Source organism: Aeromonas sp. 30P (assembly GCF_051919805.1).
GTDB classification, from domain to species: domain Bacteria; phylum Pseudomonadota; class Gammaproteobacteria; order Enterobacterales; family Aeromonadaceae; genus Aeromonas; species Aeromonas veronii.
The window spans coordinates 4,019,364-4,036,522 of the sequence record NZ_JBQBEA010000001.1 but is presented as its reverse complement, the minus strand read 5'-3'; the positions used below and the strand labels follow the sequence as shown (position 1 = coordinate 4,036,522).

At 60.7% G+C, this 17,159-nt stretch carries 14 protein-coding genes; 4 read left to right on the top strand and 10 right to left on the bottom strand.

The window, feature by feature from the left end; all coding sequences use genetic code 11:
* Nucleotides 1-242: 242 nt before the first annotated feature.
* The gene (gene rlmD / locus ACTG2B_RS18865) at nt 243-1,595 is read left to right on the top strand and encodes a 23S rRNA (uracil(1939)-C(5))-methyltransferase RlmD (RefSeq protein ID WP_005335776.1); all 1,353 of its coding nucleotides are present in this window, start codon (nt 243-245) and stop codon (nt 1,593-1,595) included.
* Nucleotides 1,596-1,674: 79 nt separating this feature from the next.
* Here rlmD and ACTG2B_RS18860 read toward each other — a convergent pair whose 3' ends face one another.
* Genes ACTG2B_RS18860 through ACTG2B_RS18850 form a run of 3 tightly spaced genes read right to left on the bottom strand, consistent with a single transcriptional unit; the run spans nt 1,675 to nt 5,151 of the window.
* Entirely contained in the window at nt 1,675-2,241 is a 567-nt protein-coding gene (locus ACTG2B_RS18860) for a PqiC family protein (protein WP_005363010.1), read from the bottom strand.
* A complete protein-coding gene (gene pqiB / locus ACTG2B_RS18855) occupies nt 2,238-3,887 on the bottom strand; it encodes an intermembrane transport protein PqiB (RefSeq protein ID WP_005335774.1) in 1,650 nt (549 codons plus the stop codon). The genes ACTG2B_RS18860 and pqiB overlap by 4 nt, the downstream gene beginning before the upstream one ends.
* Nucleotides 3,880-5,151 carry a paraquat-inducible protein A gene (locus tag ACTG2B_RS18850; protein ID WP_110303570.1) on the bottom strand — a complete coding sequence of 424 codons (1,272 nt, stop codon included), beginning with the start codon at nt 5,149-5,151 and terminating at the stop codon, nt 3,880-3,882. The genes pqiB and ACTG2B_RS18850 overlap by 8 nt, the downstream gene beginning before the upstream one ends.
* 176 nt (nt 5,152-5,327) lie before the next feature.
* Between ACTG2B_RS18850 and hfq the strand changes: the two genes are divergently transcribed.
* Nucleotides 5,328-5,687 carry an RNA chaperone Hfq gene (hfq, locus tag ACTG2B_RS18845; RefSeq protein WP_005335772.1) on the top strand — a complete coding sequence of 120 codons (360 nt, stop codon included), beginning with the start codon at nt 5,328-5,330 and terminating at the stop codon, nt 5,685-5,687.
* Between the two features lie 132 nt (nt 5,688-5,819).
* Here hfq and ACTG2B_RS18840 read toward each other — a convergent pair whose 3' ends face one another.
* From ACTG2B_RS18840 to ACTG2B_RS18815, 6 genes are all read right to left on the bottom strand, one after another.
* Entirely contained in the window at nt 5,820-6,410 is a 591-nt protein-coding gene (locus ACTG2B_RS18840) for an HAD family hydrolase (RefSeq protein WP_005335771.1), read from the bottom strand.
* A 65-nt stretch (nt 6,411-6,475) separates the two neighbouring features.
* A complete protein-coding gene (locus tag ACTG2B_RS18835) occupies nt 6,476-7,579 on the bottom strand; it encodes an EAL and HDOD domain-containing protein (RefSeq protein WP_064335439.1) in 1,104 nt (367 codons plus the stop codon).
* A gap of 4 nt (nt 7,580-7,583) precedes the next feature.
* On the bottom strand, nt 7,584-9,224 hold the full coding sequence (locus tag ACTG2B_RS18830) for a sensor domain-containing diguanylate cyclase (protein ID WP_439996613.1): 1,641 nt from the start codon (nt 9,222-9,224) through the stop codon (nt 7,584-7,586).
* A 254-nt stretch (nt 9,225-9,478) separates the two neighbouring features.
* Complete coding sequence (locus ACTG2B_RS18825) at nt 9,479-11,515, bottom strand: exoribonuclease II (protein ID WP_429146848.1); 2,037 nt, start codon at nt 11,513-11,515, stop codon at nt 9,479-9,481.
* A 99-nt stretch (nt 11,516-11,614) separates the two neighbouring features.
* The gene (locus tag ACTG2B_RS18820; RefSeq protein WP_439996612.1) at nt 11,615-12,514 is read right to left on the bottom strand and encodes a LysR family transcriptional regulator ArgP; all 900 of its coding nucleotides are present in this window, start codon (nt 12,512-12,514) and stop codon (nt 11,615-11,617) included.
* Nucleotides 12,515-12,715: 201 nt separating this feature from the next.
* A complete protein-coding gene (locus ACTG2B_RS18815; RefSeq protein ID WP_042081537.1) occupies nt 12,716-13,366 on the bottom strand; it encodes an acyl-homoserine-lactone synthase in 651 nt (216 codons plus the stop codon).
* A gap of 62 nt (nt 13,367-13,428) precedes the next feature.
* Between ACTG2B_RS18815 and ACTG2B_RS18810 the strand changes: the two genes are divergently transcribed.
* Entirely contained in the window at nt 13,429-14,211 is a 783-nt protein-coding gene (locus ACTG2B_RS18810; protein ID WP_005335753.1) for a LuxR family transcriptional regulator, read from the top strand.
* A gap of 207 nt (nt 14,212-14,418) precedes the next feature.
* Nucleotides 14,419-15,027 carry an L-lysine exporter gene (lysE, locus tag ACTG2B_RS18805; RefSeq protein WP_439996959.1) on the top strand — a complete coding sequence of 203 codons (609 nt, stop codon included), beginning with the start codon at nt 14,419-14,421 and terminating at the stop codon, nt 15,025-15,027.
* A gap of 81 nt (nt 15,028-15,108) precedes the next feature.
* On the opposite strand, the gene ACTG2B_RS18800 is transcribed toward lysE, so the two are convergent.
* Nucleotides 15,109-17,118 carry a methyl-accepting chemotaxis protein gene (locus ACTG2B_RS18800; RefSeq protein WP_439996611.1) on the bottom strand — a complete coding sequence of 670 codons (2,010 nt, stop codon included), beginning with the start codon at nt 17,116-17,118 and terminating at the stop codon, nt 15,109-15,111.
* Between the last annotated feature and the right edge of the window lie 41 nt (nt 17,119-17,159).

Here is a 17,159-nt window from a genome sequence, read left to right as displayed (position 1 = left end):
CCCAGGATAATTTCAAGGGCGGAATTTTAACAGGCTGGGCGTTATGGCCCAAGGGCTAAATTTGCCGCAACCCGAAAGGTGGAAACGCCCGGCAGATAGCCTGGGGCAATGACCATTGCAACAAGCAGGCTTTTTATGCCTGCAATTTGGCCGGATCTCCGCTAAACTCTGCCACCTTTTCTCGATGGGCATGGCTTTTCCGCGTTCATCACCCCCCATTTTTAGTACTTTTGGAGCCGCTCATGCCGTTAGTGGGACATCAACACCAGATCGAGATCCTGGAACTGACCGACAAAGGAGATGGCAAAGGACGCCTGTTCGATCGCCCCCTGTTTGTCGAAGGTCTGCTGCCCGGTGAGCAGGCGCTGGTGGAGCTGACCGAGGTCAAGCCGAACTATCTGCACGGCAAGGTCGCCGAGCTGCTCCAGCCCTCTGCCGATCGGGTTGCCGATTTCTGCCCCAACACCGAGTGTGGTGGCTGTCAGGTGCGCCCGCTGGCCTATCCGGCCCAGCTCAAGCTCAAGCAGGCACTGGTGCAGAGCGCACTGGAGCAGGCCGGGCTGGGTGACACTCCGGTCAAGGATATCCTTGGCATGGAGAGCCCGTTCGCCTATCGCAACAAGGCGCAATATGCGGTGCGTGGCTGTGACGCCGGTGCCGAGATCGGTTTTTATCGCAAGCACTCCCACGATCTCATCACCGCCGATGACTGTGCGGTGCAGGATCCGCTGCACGTGGAGCTCAACGCCCGGGTGCGCAACTGGATGCGCGCGCATGACATCGCCGCTTATGACGAAGTGAACCACAGCGGCTGCGTGCGCAACCTGATGACTCGCAAGGGCTTCAAGAGCGGCGAGCTGATGGTGGTGCTGGTGACCCTGGGCGAGGAGTTACCGTTCGAAGCCGAGCTGCTGGCAGCTCTGAGCGATCTGCCGGTCACTACCCTGGTGCAGAACATCAACGATGAGCGCACCAACCGCATTCTGGGCGCGACCAACCGGGTGCTGCTCGGCGAAGGGGTGATCCGCGACAAGATCCACGAACTCGAGTTCGAGATCTCGCCACTCTCCTTCTTCCAGAACAACCCGACCCAGACCGATGTGCTCTACTCCAGCGCCCTCGAGTATGCCGAGCTGACCGGTAACGAGACGGTGTTCGACATCTATTGCGGTATCGGCACCATCTCCCTGTTCCTGGCTGGCAAGGCCGCCAAGGTGGTGGGGATCGAGTCGGTGGAGAGCGCCATCAGCGATGCCCGCCGCAACGCCGCCCTCAACGGCATCGAGCACACCGAATTCCACGTCGGCAAGGCCGAGCAGCTGATGCCCGAGCTGCACGCTCAGGGTGTGACCGCTGACGTAGTGGTAATGGATCCGCCGCGCAAAGGCTGTGACAAGGCGGTGCTGCAGACCTTGGTCGCCATGGCGCCCCGTCGTCTGGTCTATGTCTCCTGCAACCCGCAGACCCTGGCTCGTGATCTCGCCTGGCTGGTCAAGCAGGGCTTCGTGCTGGACGAGGTGCAGCCGGTCGATATGTTCCCGCACTCCATGCATGTGGAAGCGGTTGCCCGCCTGAGCCTGCCTGCCAAGGCATAAGTCGCCCCCGACTCTTGTCCATAAAAAACGACGCCAGCTGGCGTCGTTTTTTCTATCTGATGCTCGCAGGTTGATGTGCTCAACCCTGCTTGCGCACCTCGGCGGCGATCTGGTCGAGCAGCTGTTGCCAGCCCTGACCCAGCTCGTTCACCAGCGCGTTGTAGCCATCTGCTGGCAGTACCCGCTCCTGCCGGAAGGGGGCATCGCGCAGCACGGTGCCATCCTCCGCCAGCAGGCGCCATCGGCCGCTCAGCACGGCGCTGCCGTCATGACGGCCCTGAAAGCGCTCCACCAGAATGGTCAGCACCGGCCCCTTGCGGGCGCCATCCTGCCGTACCACCCAGCCCGGCAGGCGGGTGGAGAGGCCATTGAGGGTGAGCTGGTTGAGTTGATCGTCCAGCGCACCGGCCCAGCGATGGTACTCGGTGAAGTGCAGCTCTTGCCCTTCCAGCTGATAGACCAGACTGATCCGGTCGAGCTGGCTGGCCAGCGCCACCGGGCGCAGCACCAGCTGGTGCTGCGGTTGGGCCGGGGCCGTTACGGGTTGCTGGCTGTTGGCATCGAGCGAGTAGTAGTGCAGGCTTGGTTGGCTGCTGCAACCCGCCAGCAGGCCCAGCAGGGCCAGCGTCAGGATCTCTTTTTTCATTGTTTGCCTCGCTTGGGCTCAGGGTCCGATGGATGCGCGCGATCGAAGATCAGCGAGCTGGGCTGCTCGTTGAGGGAGTGCACCAGCGGCTGCAGTTCGCGCATCAACTGATTGAGGGTCTGCACCGACTGGCGCAGGTCCTGATTGGTCTGCGACTGGGCATCATAGGCCTGCAAGGTCTCCTGCAACTGCTTGAGGCTCTCGTTGAGCGAGGCCGGCAGCTGCTGGGTGGAATCCTTGGCGGTGAGCTTGTTCAGGTTGGCGCTGACTGCACTGATGTTCTTCAGGGTGCCATCCAGGGTGGTCAGTGACCCGTTGACCTTGGTCAGGGTGGTCGCCATGTCCATGTCGACAAACTTGTCGAGGATGAGGTTCACCTTGCGCTCGATCTGATCCAGCCCGCCCTGCACGGTGGGGAAGACCTGATAACCGGCCAGCTTGGCCTGTTCGAAACGTGGCGCGTCCGGATAGAAGTTGAGATCGATGATCTTGCCGCCAGTCAGCAGGCTCGAGGTCTTGAGGCTGGCACGCAACCCCTCCTTGAACTGCTTGCCGAACAGGGCGCGCCACTGATCCTTCTCCGCCTTGGCATAGCGGTGGGAGAGGCGCTGCACCTCGATGCGGGCCAGCACCGGGATCTGGCGGCTCTTGAAGATCTGCACGCCCTTGTCTTCGATGAGGTAGGGGGCGGAGATGACGGTACCAACCCGGATACCGCGATACTGCACCGCCGCGCCCGGGTGCAGGCCACCCACGTTGTCATCGAACAGGAAGACGTAGTCGATGAACTGATCCAGACTACCGGCCAGCACGCTCGCCTCATCCTGGAACAGGGTGAACCCTTCCATCTGTTTGACCGGCTCGCCAGGCGCCCAGCCGGGTGGCAGACCCATGGTGATGCCGCCATCGATCAGGCTCTCCAGCGAATCCATCTTCACCTTCATCCCCTCGCTGCTCATGGAGACCTCGAAGCCCGGGGTCATCCAGAAGCGGGAGTTGCTGCTCACCAGAATGTCATAGGGGGCATGGATGAAGATTTGATACTGCATCTCGCTCTTTTCCGGCAGGAACTTCGCCTCTTCCACCTGACCTATGGTGAAGCCCTGATAGTTGATGGGGGAGCCTTCCCCCAGCGCGCGGGTGTCGCGACTGCTGAGGGTGAGACGCAGCCCCTTGGCATCGAGGGAGGCGAGCGGCGGTTTATCGAGCATGGCGTATTCGTCCCGCGCCCGACCTTTCTTGCCGGGGGCGAGCTCGATATAGGCGCCGGAGAGCAGGGTGCTCAGACCCGATACCCCTTCACGGCCCACTCTGGGCTTGACCACCCAGAACTGGCTGTCACCGCGCAGCATGCCGGAGGCGGCATTGGTCAGCCGTCCTTTCAGCACCGCATGGCTGTAGTCATCGCTCAGCTCGACGGCCTCGATGCGGCCGACGTCCACTTCGCGGGAACGGATCACCGTCTTGCCGGCGACTATGCCCTCGGCAGTGGCGACTGTCAGGGTGAAACTGGGGCCCTGGGAGTACCAGTGCTGGAACAGCATCCAGAGACCGATGAACAGCGCCAGCAGGGGCACCATCCAGATTGCGGCGGCAGAGCTCAGAAAGTCAGAGCCCGGTTTCCACCTTTTTTTACGCTCACTCACGTTCGCGTTCTCCTTGTTGTAAATCCCAGATCAGGCGGGAGTCGAAACTCATGGCGGCGACCATGGTGATCAGCACCACACCTGCAAATGCGACGGCCGCAGGGCCGGGATAGATGGTCATCAGATTGTCGAGCCGGATCAGGCCCGCCAGAATGGCCACCACGAAGACGTCGATCATCGACCAGCGTCCGACAAATTCGGTCATGCGATAGAGTTTGAGCTTGCCGAGGGGGGAGGTGACATTGCCGCGCTGCACCATATAGCAAAGCCAGAATAGCGCCAGTATTTTCACCAGCGGCACCACCACGCTGGCGAAAAAGATCACGGCGGCAATTGGGTAGGAGCCCATGGCCCAGAGCAGCACCACACCGCCGAGGATGGTGGAGGGGCTGTCATCACCGAGAAACACCGTATCCATGATGGGATAGACGTTGGCCGGAATGTAGAGAATGGCGGAGGTAAACAGCAGCGCCCAGGTGCGGTTCAGGCCGCCTGGCTTGCGCGCATGCAGCTTGCCGCCGCAGCGGGAGCAGCTGTGGCTGCCCACCTCGCTCAGGGCGCCACAGATATGGCAGCCCACCAGACCTGATTCCAGCGCACCCGCTTCCGGGTCGATCTCCCGCGACTCGGTAGGGCCGAACAGCCGCTGCCACAGCCACATCTGATCCAGTGAGGAGATCATCTTGATGAGCAGCACTGTGTAACCGACGAAAGCCCAGAACGACAGCCCCATCTTGATGTCGGCCATCCCCATCAGCTTGACCAGCGAGATGAGCACCCCCACCAGAAAGACATCCACCATCAGCCAAGGTTTGATCCGGCAGAGCAGACGGCCGAGGGAGCGCAGGGCATTGCTGTGCAGATCTTTATCGACCCGCCACAGCACCAGCATGATGGAGCCCATATAGACCAGCGGCAGGCCGATCAGGGTCAGGCTCAATACCGCGCCGAGAAACAGATAGCCCTCATCCACCAGGGTGGTGATGCTCTGCAAAAAGGTCATCTCCTGGCCCACCCCTTTGGCCGAGAAGGACATAAAGGTAAAGGCATTGGCGAGCACGAACATGATGAGTGCCGCGAACCCGTAGGAGATCGGCAGCAACTCCTGCTGTGGCAGGTGGCGACTCAGGGTGTGTCCGCAACGGGGGCAGCAGCTGGCCTGTCCCACCTCGAGCGGTGTGGCCGGTATCAGCAGGTCACACTCTTCGCAGGCAGTGGCATCATGGACATAGGTGGTGTGGTGTTGGTGTGAAACCGGATGCAAGATAAAACCCCAGATAAGGCCCGTGGTAGAGCCAGAGCTGGCGATTATCGCAGTTGTGCTGGTCAGCGACCAGCCCCCGGAGGCCGCTATTGCTGGCGGGAGTGAGAATGACTTTGACAAGCCAGTGCCCATTTAGCACAATCAAACGCCACTTTTTTTCCGCGGGACAATAATTTATGACAACTGAATCCCCCAGCTACTCCACGATTGAGCAAGCCTTCTCCCTCGGGAACGGGCAAGATTCTGCCCTCAACTGGTTGCGCAAGAACCGCAGTCAGGTCGCTATTTTTCTGGTGAGCGGCATCAAGCTGGAAGGCACCATCAGCGGGTTCGACCAGTACAGCGTGCTGCTGACCGATGCTCATGGTAACCAGCAGCTGGTCTACAAGGCCAAGATCTCCACCATCGCCATGCACACCGGCCGTCCGCAGGTGAATATCCAGCGTGCTCGCAAGCCACGTGTCTCCATGGCGCCGCGTCCCCACGGTGCGCCGGGTCGTTATGACGACAATCAGGGTGGCGGCAACAACGAGTAATCGTCTGCCCCGCACTCCCCGTTGATGCGCCCTGCGTCAGCGGCTGACGGAACCTGCTCTCATTTTCATTCATGTCCCGTATGAGAGCCGGTTCCGGTTATCGCCCCTTGCAGGGCGATATTTTTTTCCGCACTACGCCGTTATGCCGACTGGTTGACCCTCTTTGACCATGCAGGTCTGCATACCCGCCGCTTCTCCGGCCTGTACCCCGATACCGGTATCTTCAAACACCAGACAGCCTGATGGCTCGACCCCCAGCTTGCTGGCGACCAGCAGGAAGGTGTCCGGATTGGGCTTGTGCAGCTCCACATCGTCTGCGGTGACCACCACGGAGAAGTAGCGATCCAGCCCGGTGTTGCGCAGCACCGCTTCGGCGTTGACGCGGGGCGAGCCGGTGCCAATCCCCATCGGGATGACGCCATGATAGCGCTCGACCAGCGCCTGCATGGCCGGAAAGACGGTCGCCTTGTGCAGGTTGGCCACATAGTGGGCGGTCTTGCAGCGGGTGACTTCGAGCGGATCGAGTGGGATCTGCTGCTCCTGTGCGACCAGCAGGGCTATCTTGCGGCTCGGCATGCCCCCCAGCTCATAGAACCAGTCGGCGTCGAAGTGAAAGCCAAACTCGCGGGCGGTATGTTCCCAGGCGGCGAGGTGCAGCGGCATGGAGTCGACCAGGGTGCCATCAAGGTCAAAGACCAGGCCTTGGAATCCGGAAAGCGTCATGGTGCGGGTCAGTCTCTGAAAAAAGGGAGCCCATTCTAGCCAGTGGCTCCCCGCCTCGCCATCACCTAGCTGGTGAGAAACGCTTGCCCCCACATTTGTGACTGAAAATAGACGGGGGTGAGCTGGGCCGGATCGAGTTGATATTTGGGGGCAAGCTGTTCCAGCAGGGCCCAGTTGCCCTGTTCATAGGTGCTGACCAGCTGAAACAGATGAAAGAGTGGCCCTTCATGCAGTTCGATGGCGCGCTGCACGCTCTTGGGCAGGTGGGCCATCAGCGGTTCCGACAGCAGGGAGCCATCGAGCACCAGTCCCACCAGAAAGGCCCAGCTTGCCTCCGCTTTACCGAGGGCGGTGAGGGCAATCAACTCGCAGAAGCGGCCGCGGGCGATGGCCATTCGGGTGCAGGCCTCCGGCATGTGCTGGCTTACCCGGGCCAGACCGTTGATCAGCACGAACTTGCGGATCTCCTGCTCCCCCAGATAGGAGAGGGCGCGGGGTACCGAGGTGATGGGGGCGGCATGATCGAAGCCGGGGGCGTTGACGTAGGTGAGCAGCAGGCCGGGCAGCCAGGCATCCTGCTCCAGCAGGCGGGCTACCTGGGCGAAGGAGAACTCCTCGTGGCAGATGAGCTGAAGGATCTGCTGCACCAGCGCCATATCGGGCTGGTTGGCCCGCTGATTGACCAGCTCCGGACGGGCGAGAAAGCCGCCGGCAAAGAAGTCGACCCCCGCCTCCCGCAGCGGGAGAAAATCCGCCCAGGTTTCGATGTTCAGCGCCATCCGCTTGTGCTCGGTGGGCTGGCAGATCCCCTCTTCCCCCATCCAGTACACCAGCAGGCGGCTGGCGCCGAGCCAGCGTGGATCCCGGTTGGCGCCATGTACCGCCAGTCTGCGCCGGCTGTCGCGCCACTGCTCCAGCACCGGGAACGAGTTGGGCTGGCGTTCACTGGAGGCTTCAACCAGCGGGATCGCGTCCTGATCCAGCAGCAGGGGACGCTGTTCATCGAGCTGTTCGTGGGTGAAGGGCACCAGATATTGGCGCCCCTGCGCCAGCAGGCGGCAATGTTGCGCCAGTGAAGGCCATTCGGCCGGTGAGCTGAGCTGATAGTCGATGCCGTAGGCCACCAGAGCCAGGCGACGATTGAAGATGGGGTAGCGACGCAACAGCATGGGATCACCGATAGGCCAGAGTGCGTGCCCTCCCTTGTGACTTGGCGTGGTAGAGCGCCTGGTCAGCCTGTTCAGTCAGGGTCTGCCATGCTCCGTCCTGGGAGGGAACCAGATAGCTAAAGCCTATGCTAACCGTAATGAAATCAGCAACCCGCGAGGCGGGATGGGGCATTTTCAAGCGGGCAAGACCATCGTGGATCCGTCCGGCCAGCTGTTCGGCCTCACCGGGTTGGGGGGCGCAGAGCAGAATGACGAACTCTTCCCCGCCGTAACGGGCGACCAGATTGGTGCAGCGCCGCTCTGCATCCCGCAGCACATGGGCCACCTGTTGCAGGCAGAGATCCCCCTTGGCATGGCCGAAGTGGTCGTTGTAGGCCTTGAACTCGTCGACGTCGATCATCAATACCGCCAGCAGGTTCTGGGTGCGCCGTGCCCACTCCCACTCCCGCTGCATGGTGATGTCCCACTGGCGCCGGTTGGCGATGCCGGTGAGGGGATCTTCCAGCGACAGCAGGGAGAGGCGGTGATTGGCCTCCTCCAGCGCACGGTTGGTCTCGGCCAGCTGCATGGTGCGTTCGGCGACCCGGGCCTCCAGCTGGCGGTTGAGGGTTTCCAACTGCTCCTGAGTACGCTGGCGGATCAGCAGTTGTGACAGAATGGCGGCGTACTGTTTGAAGATCTCGCTCTGATAGGCCTTGAGCGGACGGTGCCAGAGCAGGTTGTCGGCGGCGATCCAGCCGATGGGGGTGGTGCCATCCCACAGCGATATCATGGCGTTCCAGCCACGGCCCACCTGCTGCTTCTCGTAGTAGAGGGGGGTATCTTCCATCACCAGAACGTAATCCTTGCGCCTGAGCGCCTCTTGCACCGTGGGGTGATCCGGAATGGGGCTGATGAAGTTGTGTTCATCCATCAGCTCACCGTCCTCGCTGGTGCCCCAGGTGCCGCGCATGGTTTTGCCATCGGGTTCGATCAGGAAGATGGCGACCCGATCGAATTGCAGCTCCTTGCGGGCCAGCAGCACGGCATCCCGCAGCAGATCGTTCTCGCTGCGACTGCGGGAGAGGGTGACACTGACCATGTGCAGCGCCTGCAACATGGTGAGGAAGGAGCCCTGCAGTGCCTGACTCTGTACCAGATCGGTCTGGGTATGGAGCCGCTGGTCCCGCTCCTGATTGACCTGGCTGGAGAGCAGGTGATTGCTGAGCTCGGCCGTCAGATAGTGGATAAGGAGCTGGATGCCCTGACGCTGGTGGGAGGAGAGGCGGTCGATGCGGCGGCGGGTCTCCAGATAGATGACCCCTTCCAGTTTCATGTGACGCTTTAGAGGGAAACAGGCGCGTAACTGCGGCTGGGCAGGCTCCACATTTTCGTCGGGATCAGGCGGTGGTGGGAGCTGCTCGATCACCAGTTGTCCCTTCTCCATCGCCTTGTCGATCAGGTGGTGGGGCAGGGTCAGTTGGCCGAGATGGGCGAGATCAAGCGTGGTCAGCCCGTGATCGAGCTGAAAACTGTAGAGCTGCGGTTCGGGGGCTTTCAGCCAGAGGTAGAGGCGTTCGGCATCGGTCTTTTCACGGATGGTGGCGAGGCTCACTTCGCATAACTGAGCGAAGTTGGTGAAGTGTTCCGGGTCCCATTCCTGCATACCAATATCCCTTGGATTGTACCCAAGCGAGTATAGACATATTTCTCCTTGATTAATATGTCAGAAAGGAGAGGCAGCGCACATAACGGTTGCTTTCAGCCATTCTGGTGGAGACATTCACTGTGTTCTCTGCCAATCGTGGCTAGAACTGTGTGCCATAACGGTATATATGGCAGCTTGTAAGGCGGGGTGTTGGGTAAAAAAGAGCCCGCACGATGGCGGGCTCTCGGGCAGATCAGATGATTCTGCGCGGCTTATTCTGCCTTGGGGGCAGCCTCAGCGGGCGTTTCACTGCTATCGGTTGGCGCACTCTCGGCCGCCGGGGCTTCCGGTGCCGGACCCGGTACCAGATCTACCGCCGGTTTGGCGATGAGAGAGCGGGTCTCTTCTACCGCTTCGGTCAGCTTCACCTCGATGATCTGGCCGAGCTCGTAGACCACCTCGGTCTTGTCCAGATAGACGCGGCCGTTGTCCCAGTTGCACTCCAGCCGATCCTTGTTGTCGAGAATATGGCGGGCAGGCAGGAAGACCACAGCGCCGTTCTCCTGCAGACGGAGCTTGAGGCCGGCACGCATCACGTCGATGATCTCGGCGTTGAACACCTGATCGGTGCCAGCGGCGGCTTTCAGGTAACGGACATAGAGCCAGTCGCCGATGTCGCGCTCCACCATGCGGTGCAGACGGCGGCAGGCGGTCAGATGCTCGGTGAGCTCGGTGCTCGGGCGCTCACCCGGGGTCTTGCCGGCGATAACCGCTTTGAGCAGACGATGGTTGACCATATCGCCGTATTTACGGATCGGGGAGGTCCAGGTGGCGTAGGCATCCAGACCCAGACCGTAATGGGCGCCCGGTTCGGAGGACATCAGCGCATAGCTCTGGAAGCGGCGGATCTTGCCGTCCAGCCAGCGGGTGTCGAGGTTGTCGATCCAGCGGCGCAGGGCACAGAAGCCGGAGAGACTGGCGATCTCGTCGCGCTCGAACGGGGCTTCGGCACTCTTCAGCAGGTCGATTGCGCCGTCGAGAGACTCTTCGTCAAAGCCGGTGTGAACGTTGAAGATGCCGTAACCGACGCTCTTGCCCAGCACGCGACCAGCGCAGATGTTGGCAGCGATCATCGACTCTTCCACCATGCGGTTGGCGATGCGGCGCGGCTCGACGTGGATAGCCAGCACTTCGCCATTCTCGCCCAGCTCGAAGTCGTAGTCGGGACGATCCGGGAACACCAAGGCATGCTCGGTGCGCCACGCGATGCGCGCCTCGGTCATTGCCTTCATCAGCGGCAGCTGGGCCAGTACGCCTGCGTCTATGGACAGCTCTTTGCCATGCTCGGCCCAGTCGGAGACGTCGTCATAGTTGAGGCGGGCGTGGGAGCAGATGCGGGCGGCGAAGAACTCGGTCTCCTCCAGCAGCAGACCATCTTCGGCGATGAGCAGACGAGCGCACAGAGTGTTGCGCTCCTCACCCTCTTTCAGGGAGCAGAGCTCGTCGGAGAGGGTGCGCGGGATCATCGGCACGTTGCGGCCCGGCATGTAGACGGTAAAGGCGCGCTGGGCGGCCTCTTTGTCCAGCTCGCTCCCTTCGGCCACATAGGCGGTCGGGTCAGCGATGGCGACCAGCAGCTCCCAGCCGTTATCCAGCTTGGTGATGGCCAGCGCATCGTCCATGTCCTTGGTCTTGGCACCGTCGATGGTGAAGAAGGGCACCTTGGTCAGGTCACGACGGGGCAGCTCTTCCTCTTCGATCACCTTCCACTCCGGCAAGTCAGCCGGCTCGACCTGGGCCAGATTGTGGCGCGCCAGCACCACCCACCAGGGCACATTGTGATCTTCCTGGGCGGCGATCTTCTGGATAATCTCGGCAGAGAAGTTGCCGTCGACCAGCGCATGGCGCTTGAGGGTCGCCACCACCCAGTCACCTTCCTTGAACTCTTTCTCATCCAGACCCTTCTTGACGCGGGCCTTGATGGCATCCTTGATCAGCGGATGGTCGGCCACCACGTTGAGGCGGTCACGGAACATCTTGACCCGGGCCACGAAGCGGGTGACGGACTGCTCCAGCAGGGTATCCGGCTCGGCCACTTCCTTCTCTTTTTCAGTGCGGATCAGGGCGGTCACCCGGTCACCGTGCATCACCTTCTTCATGTAGGGAGGCGGCACGAAATAGCTGGTCTTCTCATCGACTTCCAGAAAGCCGAAGCCCCGGTCCGAGGCGCGGATAACACCCTCTTTCTTGGGGATGTTTTCGCGGATTTGTTGCTTGAGCTGGGCCAGCAGCGGATTGTCTTGGAACATAAGTGAGGAACCTGAAGTGAAAACCTGGGTGGAGACCTGATGAAGGATCGCCCAGCACTATACGTTTTTAGCCCTGCAAAGCCAAGGTGAATGGCCTGCTCAGCGTGGTTTCAACTGCGATCTGGCATGGTCGATAAGGCGTTGGGAGAGCTGCTTGTGAACCCCTTTTTCCAGTACCCAGCGGTGCCAGTAGAGGCGTTCCGTCAGGACGTGGTCGGGACTGAGGTTGAGCAGTGACCCGCCTGCGAGCTGGCCTCTTATCTGCAATTCGGGAATGAGACAGTAGGCCAACCCCTGCTCGGCCATGGCGACGAAGGCCTCTGACGAGTGGACCGTATGGCAGGGATAACCGCCCGGCTCCAGCCCGAAGTGTTCTCTCATAAAGCTCACATGCATGTCATCGCGCTGATCGAACGCCACCGCCGGTGCCTTGGCCAGCGCATCGCGGGTCAGGCCATGAGGGAAGTGGCGGGCTACGAAGGCGGGGCTGGCGGTAAGCAGATAGTTCATCTCACCGAGCTCGTCGACGCAGCAACCCGCCAGCGGCTGGGGATGCAGGCTGACCGCACCAAAGGCCTGACCCTCGCGGACCTTGTCGAGGGTGCGGCTTTCGTCATCGACCAGCAGGTTGAGTTCGATGGGGTGCTGTTTCAACAAGGGGGCAATGGCGGGCAAAAACCAGGTGGCCAGGCTATCGGCATTGACGGCGATGCTGATCCGGATTGGCCCTTGCGGCTGGTCGGGGGTCAGCTCCCCCGCCAGTTCGAGCTCAAGCTGATGTACTTGCCGATAGTGAGCCAGCAGCTTCTGGCCGAGTGGCGTGGCCTGCAGCGGCTGGCTGCGAATGAGCAGCGGCTCGGCAAATTGCTGCTCCAGCTGCTTGATCCGCTGGGAGATGGCCGACTGGGTGATATGGAGCGACTTGGCCGCCCGATCGAAGTTCTGCTCCTGCAGTACCGCATCCAGAGCCCGCAGCAGTTTGTAGTCCAGCTCTTTCATCTTCTCCCCCTTCCGTTGCCCAAGGGCTGACTCTACGTTACTCGGCAGGGGACAACAATGGGCGGTGGAAGGGGCGTTGCGCTGTGATTTTTGACAGTAGTGGTCAGGCCATTGAGGGAGGATACTCTCTGGTGCCGCATGGGGTAGCCCTGCGCAGATCGTAGCGACATCTTTATCCCGGGTCTGTTTTCCCGGGATTTTTTATGAGTGAACTGCCAACACCGGTGACGGTTGCTGCAGTGGATAATGGCTGGTTTGATAATGGCCCAGCAGAGGTTGGGAGACCGCCTGCGCGAAGCGCTCATCCAGATGGAAGCGGATGCCAACGCCCCTTACCGCACCCAGATCGACCGCCTGCCGATGACCGAGCCGCTCGATGGGCAGGCCAAGTCGGCGGAAGATGCGCTCCACCGGCAGGCTGACGACGGCGACCAGCTCCCGGATCCCGTGGGCATGGGCGAAGGCATAGACCTCGCGGAAGATGACACAAGTGAGTTCGCTGACGCCATTGCTCATGCGCGGTGCGCGCTGGGCATCGATAGCCAGACGGGTGAGTTCCCAGACATCGGGGGTGCGTGGCGCGCTTTCACCGGCAAGGGCGGTGGGGAAGATGGTGGGCAGCATATAGGCATCGGCACAGTTGAGCAGACGAATACAGCCACACAGCCCTTGTTCGTCCTCGATCAGAACCCAATGGGTGTCTGGCGTGTCGAAGCTGTCACGCTCCAGGCCCCGATGAGACTCGACATCCCAGCCTAGCCGGTCGGAAAAGACGCGATTTCGAAAGCGATAGAGTTCATTCTCCACCTCGTTTCGTGGATGTTCTCTCAATTTTCCTTTAAAAACCAACATTATGGACCCTCTATCTTGCTATTCGCCGTTATAATCACATGTCTGGCCAAGGGGGCTTTCATATGAACAGAGACCAACTGCTTGAGTACCTCGAACATTTCACTTCGGTGACGGACGGCAATCGTCTGGCCGAACTGATCGGTCGCTTTACGCTCGGGATGGGCTATGACTACTATCGCTTCGCCCTGATCCTGCCGATGTCGATGCAAAGGCCCAAGGTGGTGCTGTTCAACCAGTGCCCCGATTCCTGGGTGCAGGCCTATACCGAAAACAACATGCTGGCGTGCGATCCGGTGATCCGGCTGGCACGCAAGCAGACGCTGCCCATTTACTGGAACCGCCTCGATGAGCGGGCCAGTTTTCTGCAGGAGGGAACCATGGACGTGATGGGGTTGGCAGCCGAGTTCGGGTTGCGTAACGGCATCTCCTTCCCTCTGCACGGTGCTGCCGGGGAGAACGGTATTCTCTCCTTCATCACCTCCGAGCGGGCCTCGAGCGACCTGCTGCTGGAGTCCTCGCCGATCCTCTCCTGGATGTCCAATTACATCTTCGAGGCGGCCATTCGGGTGGTGCGTTTCAGCATGATGGACAGTGCGGGGAAAGACCCCTTGACCGAGCGCGAGACCGAGTGCCTGTTCTGGGCCAGCGAAGGGAAGACCTCTAGCGAGATCGCCTGCATCCTCGGGATCACGGAGCGCACGGTCAATTACCATCTCAATCAGGTCACCCGCAAAACCGGCTCCATGAACCGCTATCAGGCCATTGCCAAAGGGGTTAGTACGGGGCTTTTGCTACCCAATCTGGAGCAAGTTGTGGTTACCAACTTCCCCAGATTGCTGCAGTAGGCTGAGCCCACAGGCGCAACAGATTCTCCTGCCGCACTCTGAGGGTCACAATTGTCAGATCCGGTAATTGACAAGGGCTGGAACAGCGGCTGGGTATGCCGGTTTTTATTAGCAAAATGAATCAATCAGTAAATCAATGAATTTCTAAGAAGGAACCACCATCGCTATAGTGCCGCTCATTCATCATTTCGAACGGTGCTCTCCATGATGCTCGCAACGACACTACAAGGCTTCACCATCGGTCTGGCCATGATCATCCCCATCGGCGCCCAGAATGCCTTTGTGCTGAGTCGGGGCATCCATCGCAATCACCATCTGCTGACTGCCACGCTCTGCAGTTTCTGTGATCTCACCCTAATTGCTATCGGCGTATTTGGCGGAGCCAATGTGCTGGCCGTCAGCCCCCTCGGCATGGCGCTACTCACCTGGGGGGGCGTGCTGTTTCTCGGCTGGTTTGGTGGCCGTTCCCTGCTCAGTGCCTGGCGCGGTAAAGGGGAGGGAGTTGCCGATTCTGCTCAGCAGATGGGGGTCAAAAGCGTGCTGGCGATGACACTGGGAGTTACGCTGCTCAATCCTCACGTCTATCTCGATACCCTGATGCTGCTCGGCTCCCTTGGCAGTCAGGTGAGCGAGTCCCTGCGTCCGGCCTTTGCTGCGGGGGCCATGCTGGCCTCGTTGGTGTGGTTCTACTCGCTGGCGCTGGGGGCGGCGGCACTGGCGCCCTGGTTGGCCCGCGGCCGGGTGCAGCAGGGGATCGATCTGCTGGTAGGCATCATCATGTTGAGCCTGGCTGTTCAACTGGCCATAGGACATTGAGGAAGTTAAGGCGGCAGGAATGAGCGACCGGTAACAAAAAGATGCCACTCACATGAGTGGCATCTTTGCTATTGAAAGGGGTCAGACCCTGAACTGGGAGAGCAGGCGCTGTTGCAGCAGGCTGGCTTGATGGAGCGAGGAGGCGAGCTGCAGGCACTCCTGTGCCTCCTGTTCGCCGGTTCTGGCTTGCAGACTGATACCGGAGACCTTGTCAGAGGAGTGGCTCAGGGTGTGTGACAGCTGTCCTGTAGCCACGGCCACCTGTTGCACCATGTCGGCCAGCTGGTCGATGGCGCCTTCTACCTTGAACAGGATCTGTTTGGTGTTCTCGGAGTCCTGCATGCCGGACTCCACCGTCTTGAGGTTGCGCTGCATCATCAGGTAGGCGGTCTCGGTCTGCTGCTGGATACTGCTGATCACCTGGCTAATTTCGGCGCTTGATGTCGCCGTGCGATTGGCTAGGGTGCGCACCTCGTCCGCAACCACCGCAAAGCCACGTCCCATCTCCCCCGCGCGGGCCGCTTCGATGGCCGCATTGAGGGCCAGCAGGTTGGTCTGCTCCGAGATACCGCTGATGGTGGAGATGATCTGGCCAATCTGACCCGCCTGCTCCTTGAGGGAGTTGATGGCGATGGCACACTCGCTCACCTCCTGTACCACCCGCTGCATGCCCGCGCTGGCGGAGGCGACATACTGGCTGCTCTCGGTGGTCAGCTGGCGCACCTCGTTGGCATTGTGGGCCGCCATGCTGCAGTTGTCCGAGATACCTGTGGCGACTTGCACCATCTGTTCACTGTCGTGGTGCAGGGCCAGCGCATGTTCGGCGGTCTGGCGGCTGCTTTGGCTGATTGCCTCCACCCGGTTGACCGAGGTGTGAACGTGTTCGCTGATGTGCTGGTTGTTGTCCATGGTGGAGCTGATCATCTTCTGCAGTTTCTCGATGAAACGATCCACGCTGTTTGCCAGCGAGCCTATCTCGTCATCCCGTTGCAGGTTGATGCGGGCGTTGAGGTCTCCCTCGCCGGCGGCGATATCCTGCATTCGTTTGTCCACTTGCAGCAGCGGGGTCACCAGCTTGCGGGTCAGCCAGAAGCCGCAGAGGGTGACCATGATCAGGCTCAGCAACAGGCCACCCAGCAGCAGGGTTCGGGTCTGGCTGATGATGCCGTTGAGCTGGGCCACCTGATCCTCGACGGTGGCATCGCCGCTCTCCTCGATGGCAACCAGCTGTTGTCGCAGCTCATCGGCACTGACCTCATAGACGGACTGCTGGGCCTGATAGCTGCCGAGCGCATCGACCCACTGTCCCATCAGTTGCTGATGCCGGGCCAACAGGGCGCGATATTCTGCCGACAGTGTCTTGCCGGCAAATTCGCCGGTTCCCTCGATATCGAACAGCCCGGTGCCGAGCATGCTGTCGACCGCTTCGTGGTAGAAATCGGTCGCCTCTTTCAGCTCGGCCTTGATCGCCTCTGTGACTCCTTGTCTGCGCATCTTTTCCAGCGCATAGAGCTGGCGCAAAAAGCCTATGTTGGATTCCATCCCCCCATCGGCCGCTTCCCAGCGAGTGGAGAGGCCGCTGTTCCAGCTGATGGTCTGGTCGGGGGATTGGGTCAGCGCCTCGACCGCGCCATCGCCAATCACCTCCAGCTGGGTCGAGAGGCGAGCCATCAGATCGGCGTTGTGATGCAGGGTCTGATCCACCTCGGTATAGGCGTGATAGAGCGCCAGCAGCTTCTCTTGTTGCTGTTGATAGTCCTGCTTGTGCTGTTCCATGTTGGCAAGGGCTGCACCATCAATGAGCTGCCCTTGGCTGACCCGGGCCAGTGCGTCATCTGTCGCCGCCTTGGCTGCATCGAGTTCGGCGCGATTGAGCGGGGTGCCGTTTTGCATCTTCTGAATCTGTAGCTGTTGGTTGCCCAGCTCTATGGAGCCCTCCATGGCACCGTCGGCGGTCTGCCAGGCGGCGCCCAGGACATAGGAGAGCAGATTGGCTAGCCGCTGGCTGCCATACCAGCCAACGACCCCCATGCCCAGCGTACAGCCGAGCAATATGGCAAGACCCAGATTGGAGGTGGTAACAATTTTCATGTGATGGCCTTCCTTGGTATCGACATTGGCACCAGTTTCGG

What these genes read in the sequence shown, in the direction of transcription:
- ACTG2B_RS18800 (WP_439996611.1), bottom strand. Translation starts at nt 17,118, where the DNA reads ATGAAAATTGTTACCACCTCCAATCTGGGTCTTGCCATATTGCTCGGC.
- ACTG2B_RS18835 (WP_064335439.1), bottom strand. Translation starts at nt 7,579, where the DNA reads ATGCTGTTGCGTCGCTACCCCATCTTCAATCGTCGCCTGGCTCTGGTG.
- hfq (WP_005335772.1), top strand. Translation starts at nt 5,328, where the DNA reads ATGACAACTGAATCCCCCAGCTACTCCACGATTGAGCAAGCCTTCTCC.
- rlmD (WP_005335776.1), top strand. Translation starts at nt 243, where the DNA reads ATGCCGTTAGTGGGACATCAACACCAGATCGAGATCCTGGAACTGACC.
- ACTG2B_RS18830 (WP_439996613.1), bottom strand. Translation starts at nt 9,224, where the DNA reads ATGCAGGAATGGGACCCGGAACACTTCACCAACTTCGCTCAGTTATGC.
- ACTG2B_RS18860 (WP_005363010.1), bottom strand. Translation starts at nt 2,241, where the DNA reads ATGAAAAAAGAGATCCTGACGCTGGCCCTGCTGGGCCTGCTGGCGGGT.
- ACTG2B_RS18810 (WP_005335753.1), top strand. Translation starts at nt 13,429, where the DNA reads ATGAACAGAGACCAACTGCTTGAGTACCTCGAACATTTCACTTCGGTG.
- lysE (WP_439996959.1), top strand. Translation starts at nt 14,419, where the DNA reads ATGCTCGCAACGACACTACAAGGCTTCACCATCGGTCTGGCCATGATC.
- ACTG2B_RS18825 (WP_429146848.1), bottom strand. Translation starts at nt 11,515, where the DNA reads ATGTTCCAAGACAATCCGCTGCTGGCCCAGCTCAAGCAACAAATCCGC.
- ACTG2B_RS18820 (WP_439996612.1), bottom strand. Translation starts at nt 12,514, where the DNA reads ATGAAAGAGCTGGACTACAAACTGCTGCGGGCTCTGGATGCGGTACTG.
- ACTG2B_RS18840 (WP_005335771.1), bottom strand. Translation starts at nt 6,410, where the DNA reads ATGACGCTTTCCGGATTCCAAGGCCTGGTCTTTGACCTTGATGGCACC.
- ACTG2B_RS18815 (WP_042081537.1), bottom strand. Translation starts at nt 13,366, where the DNA reads ATGTTGGTTTTTAAAGGAAAATTGAGAGAACATCCACGAAACGAGGTG.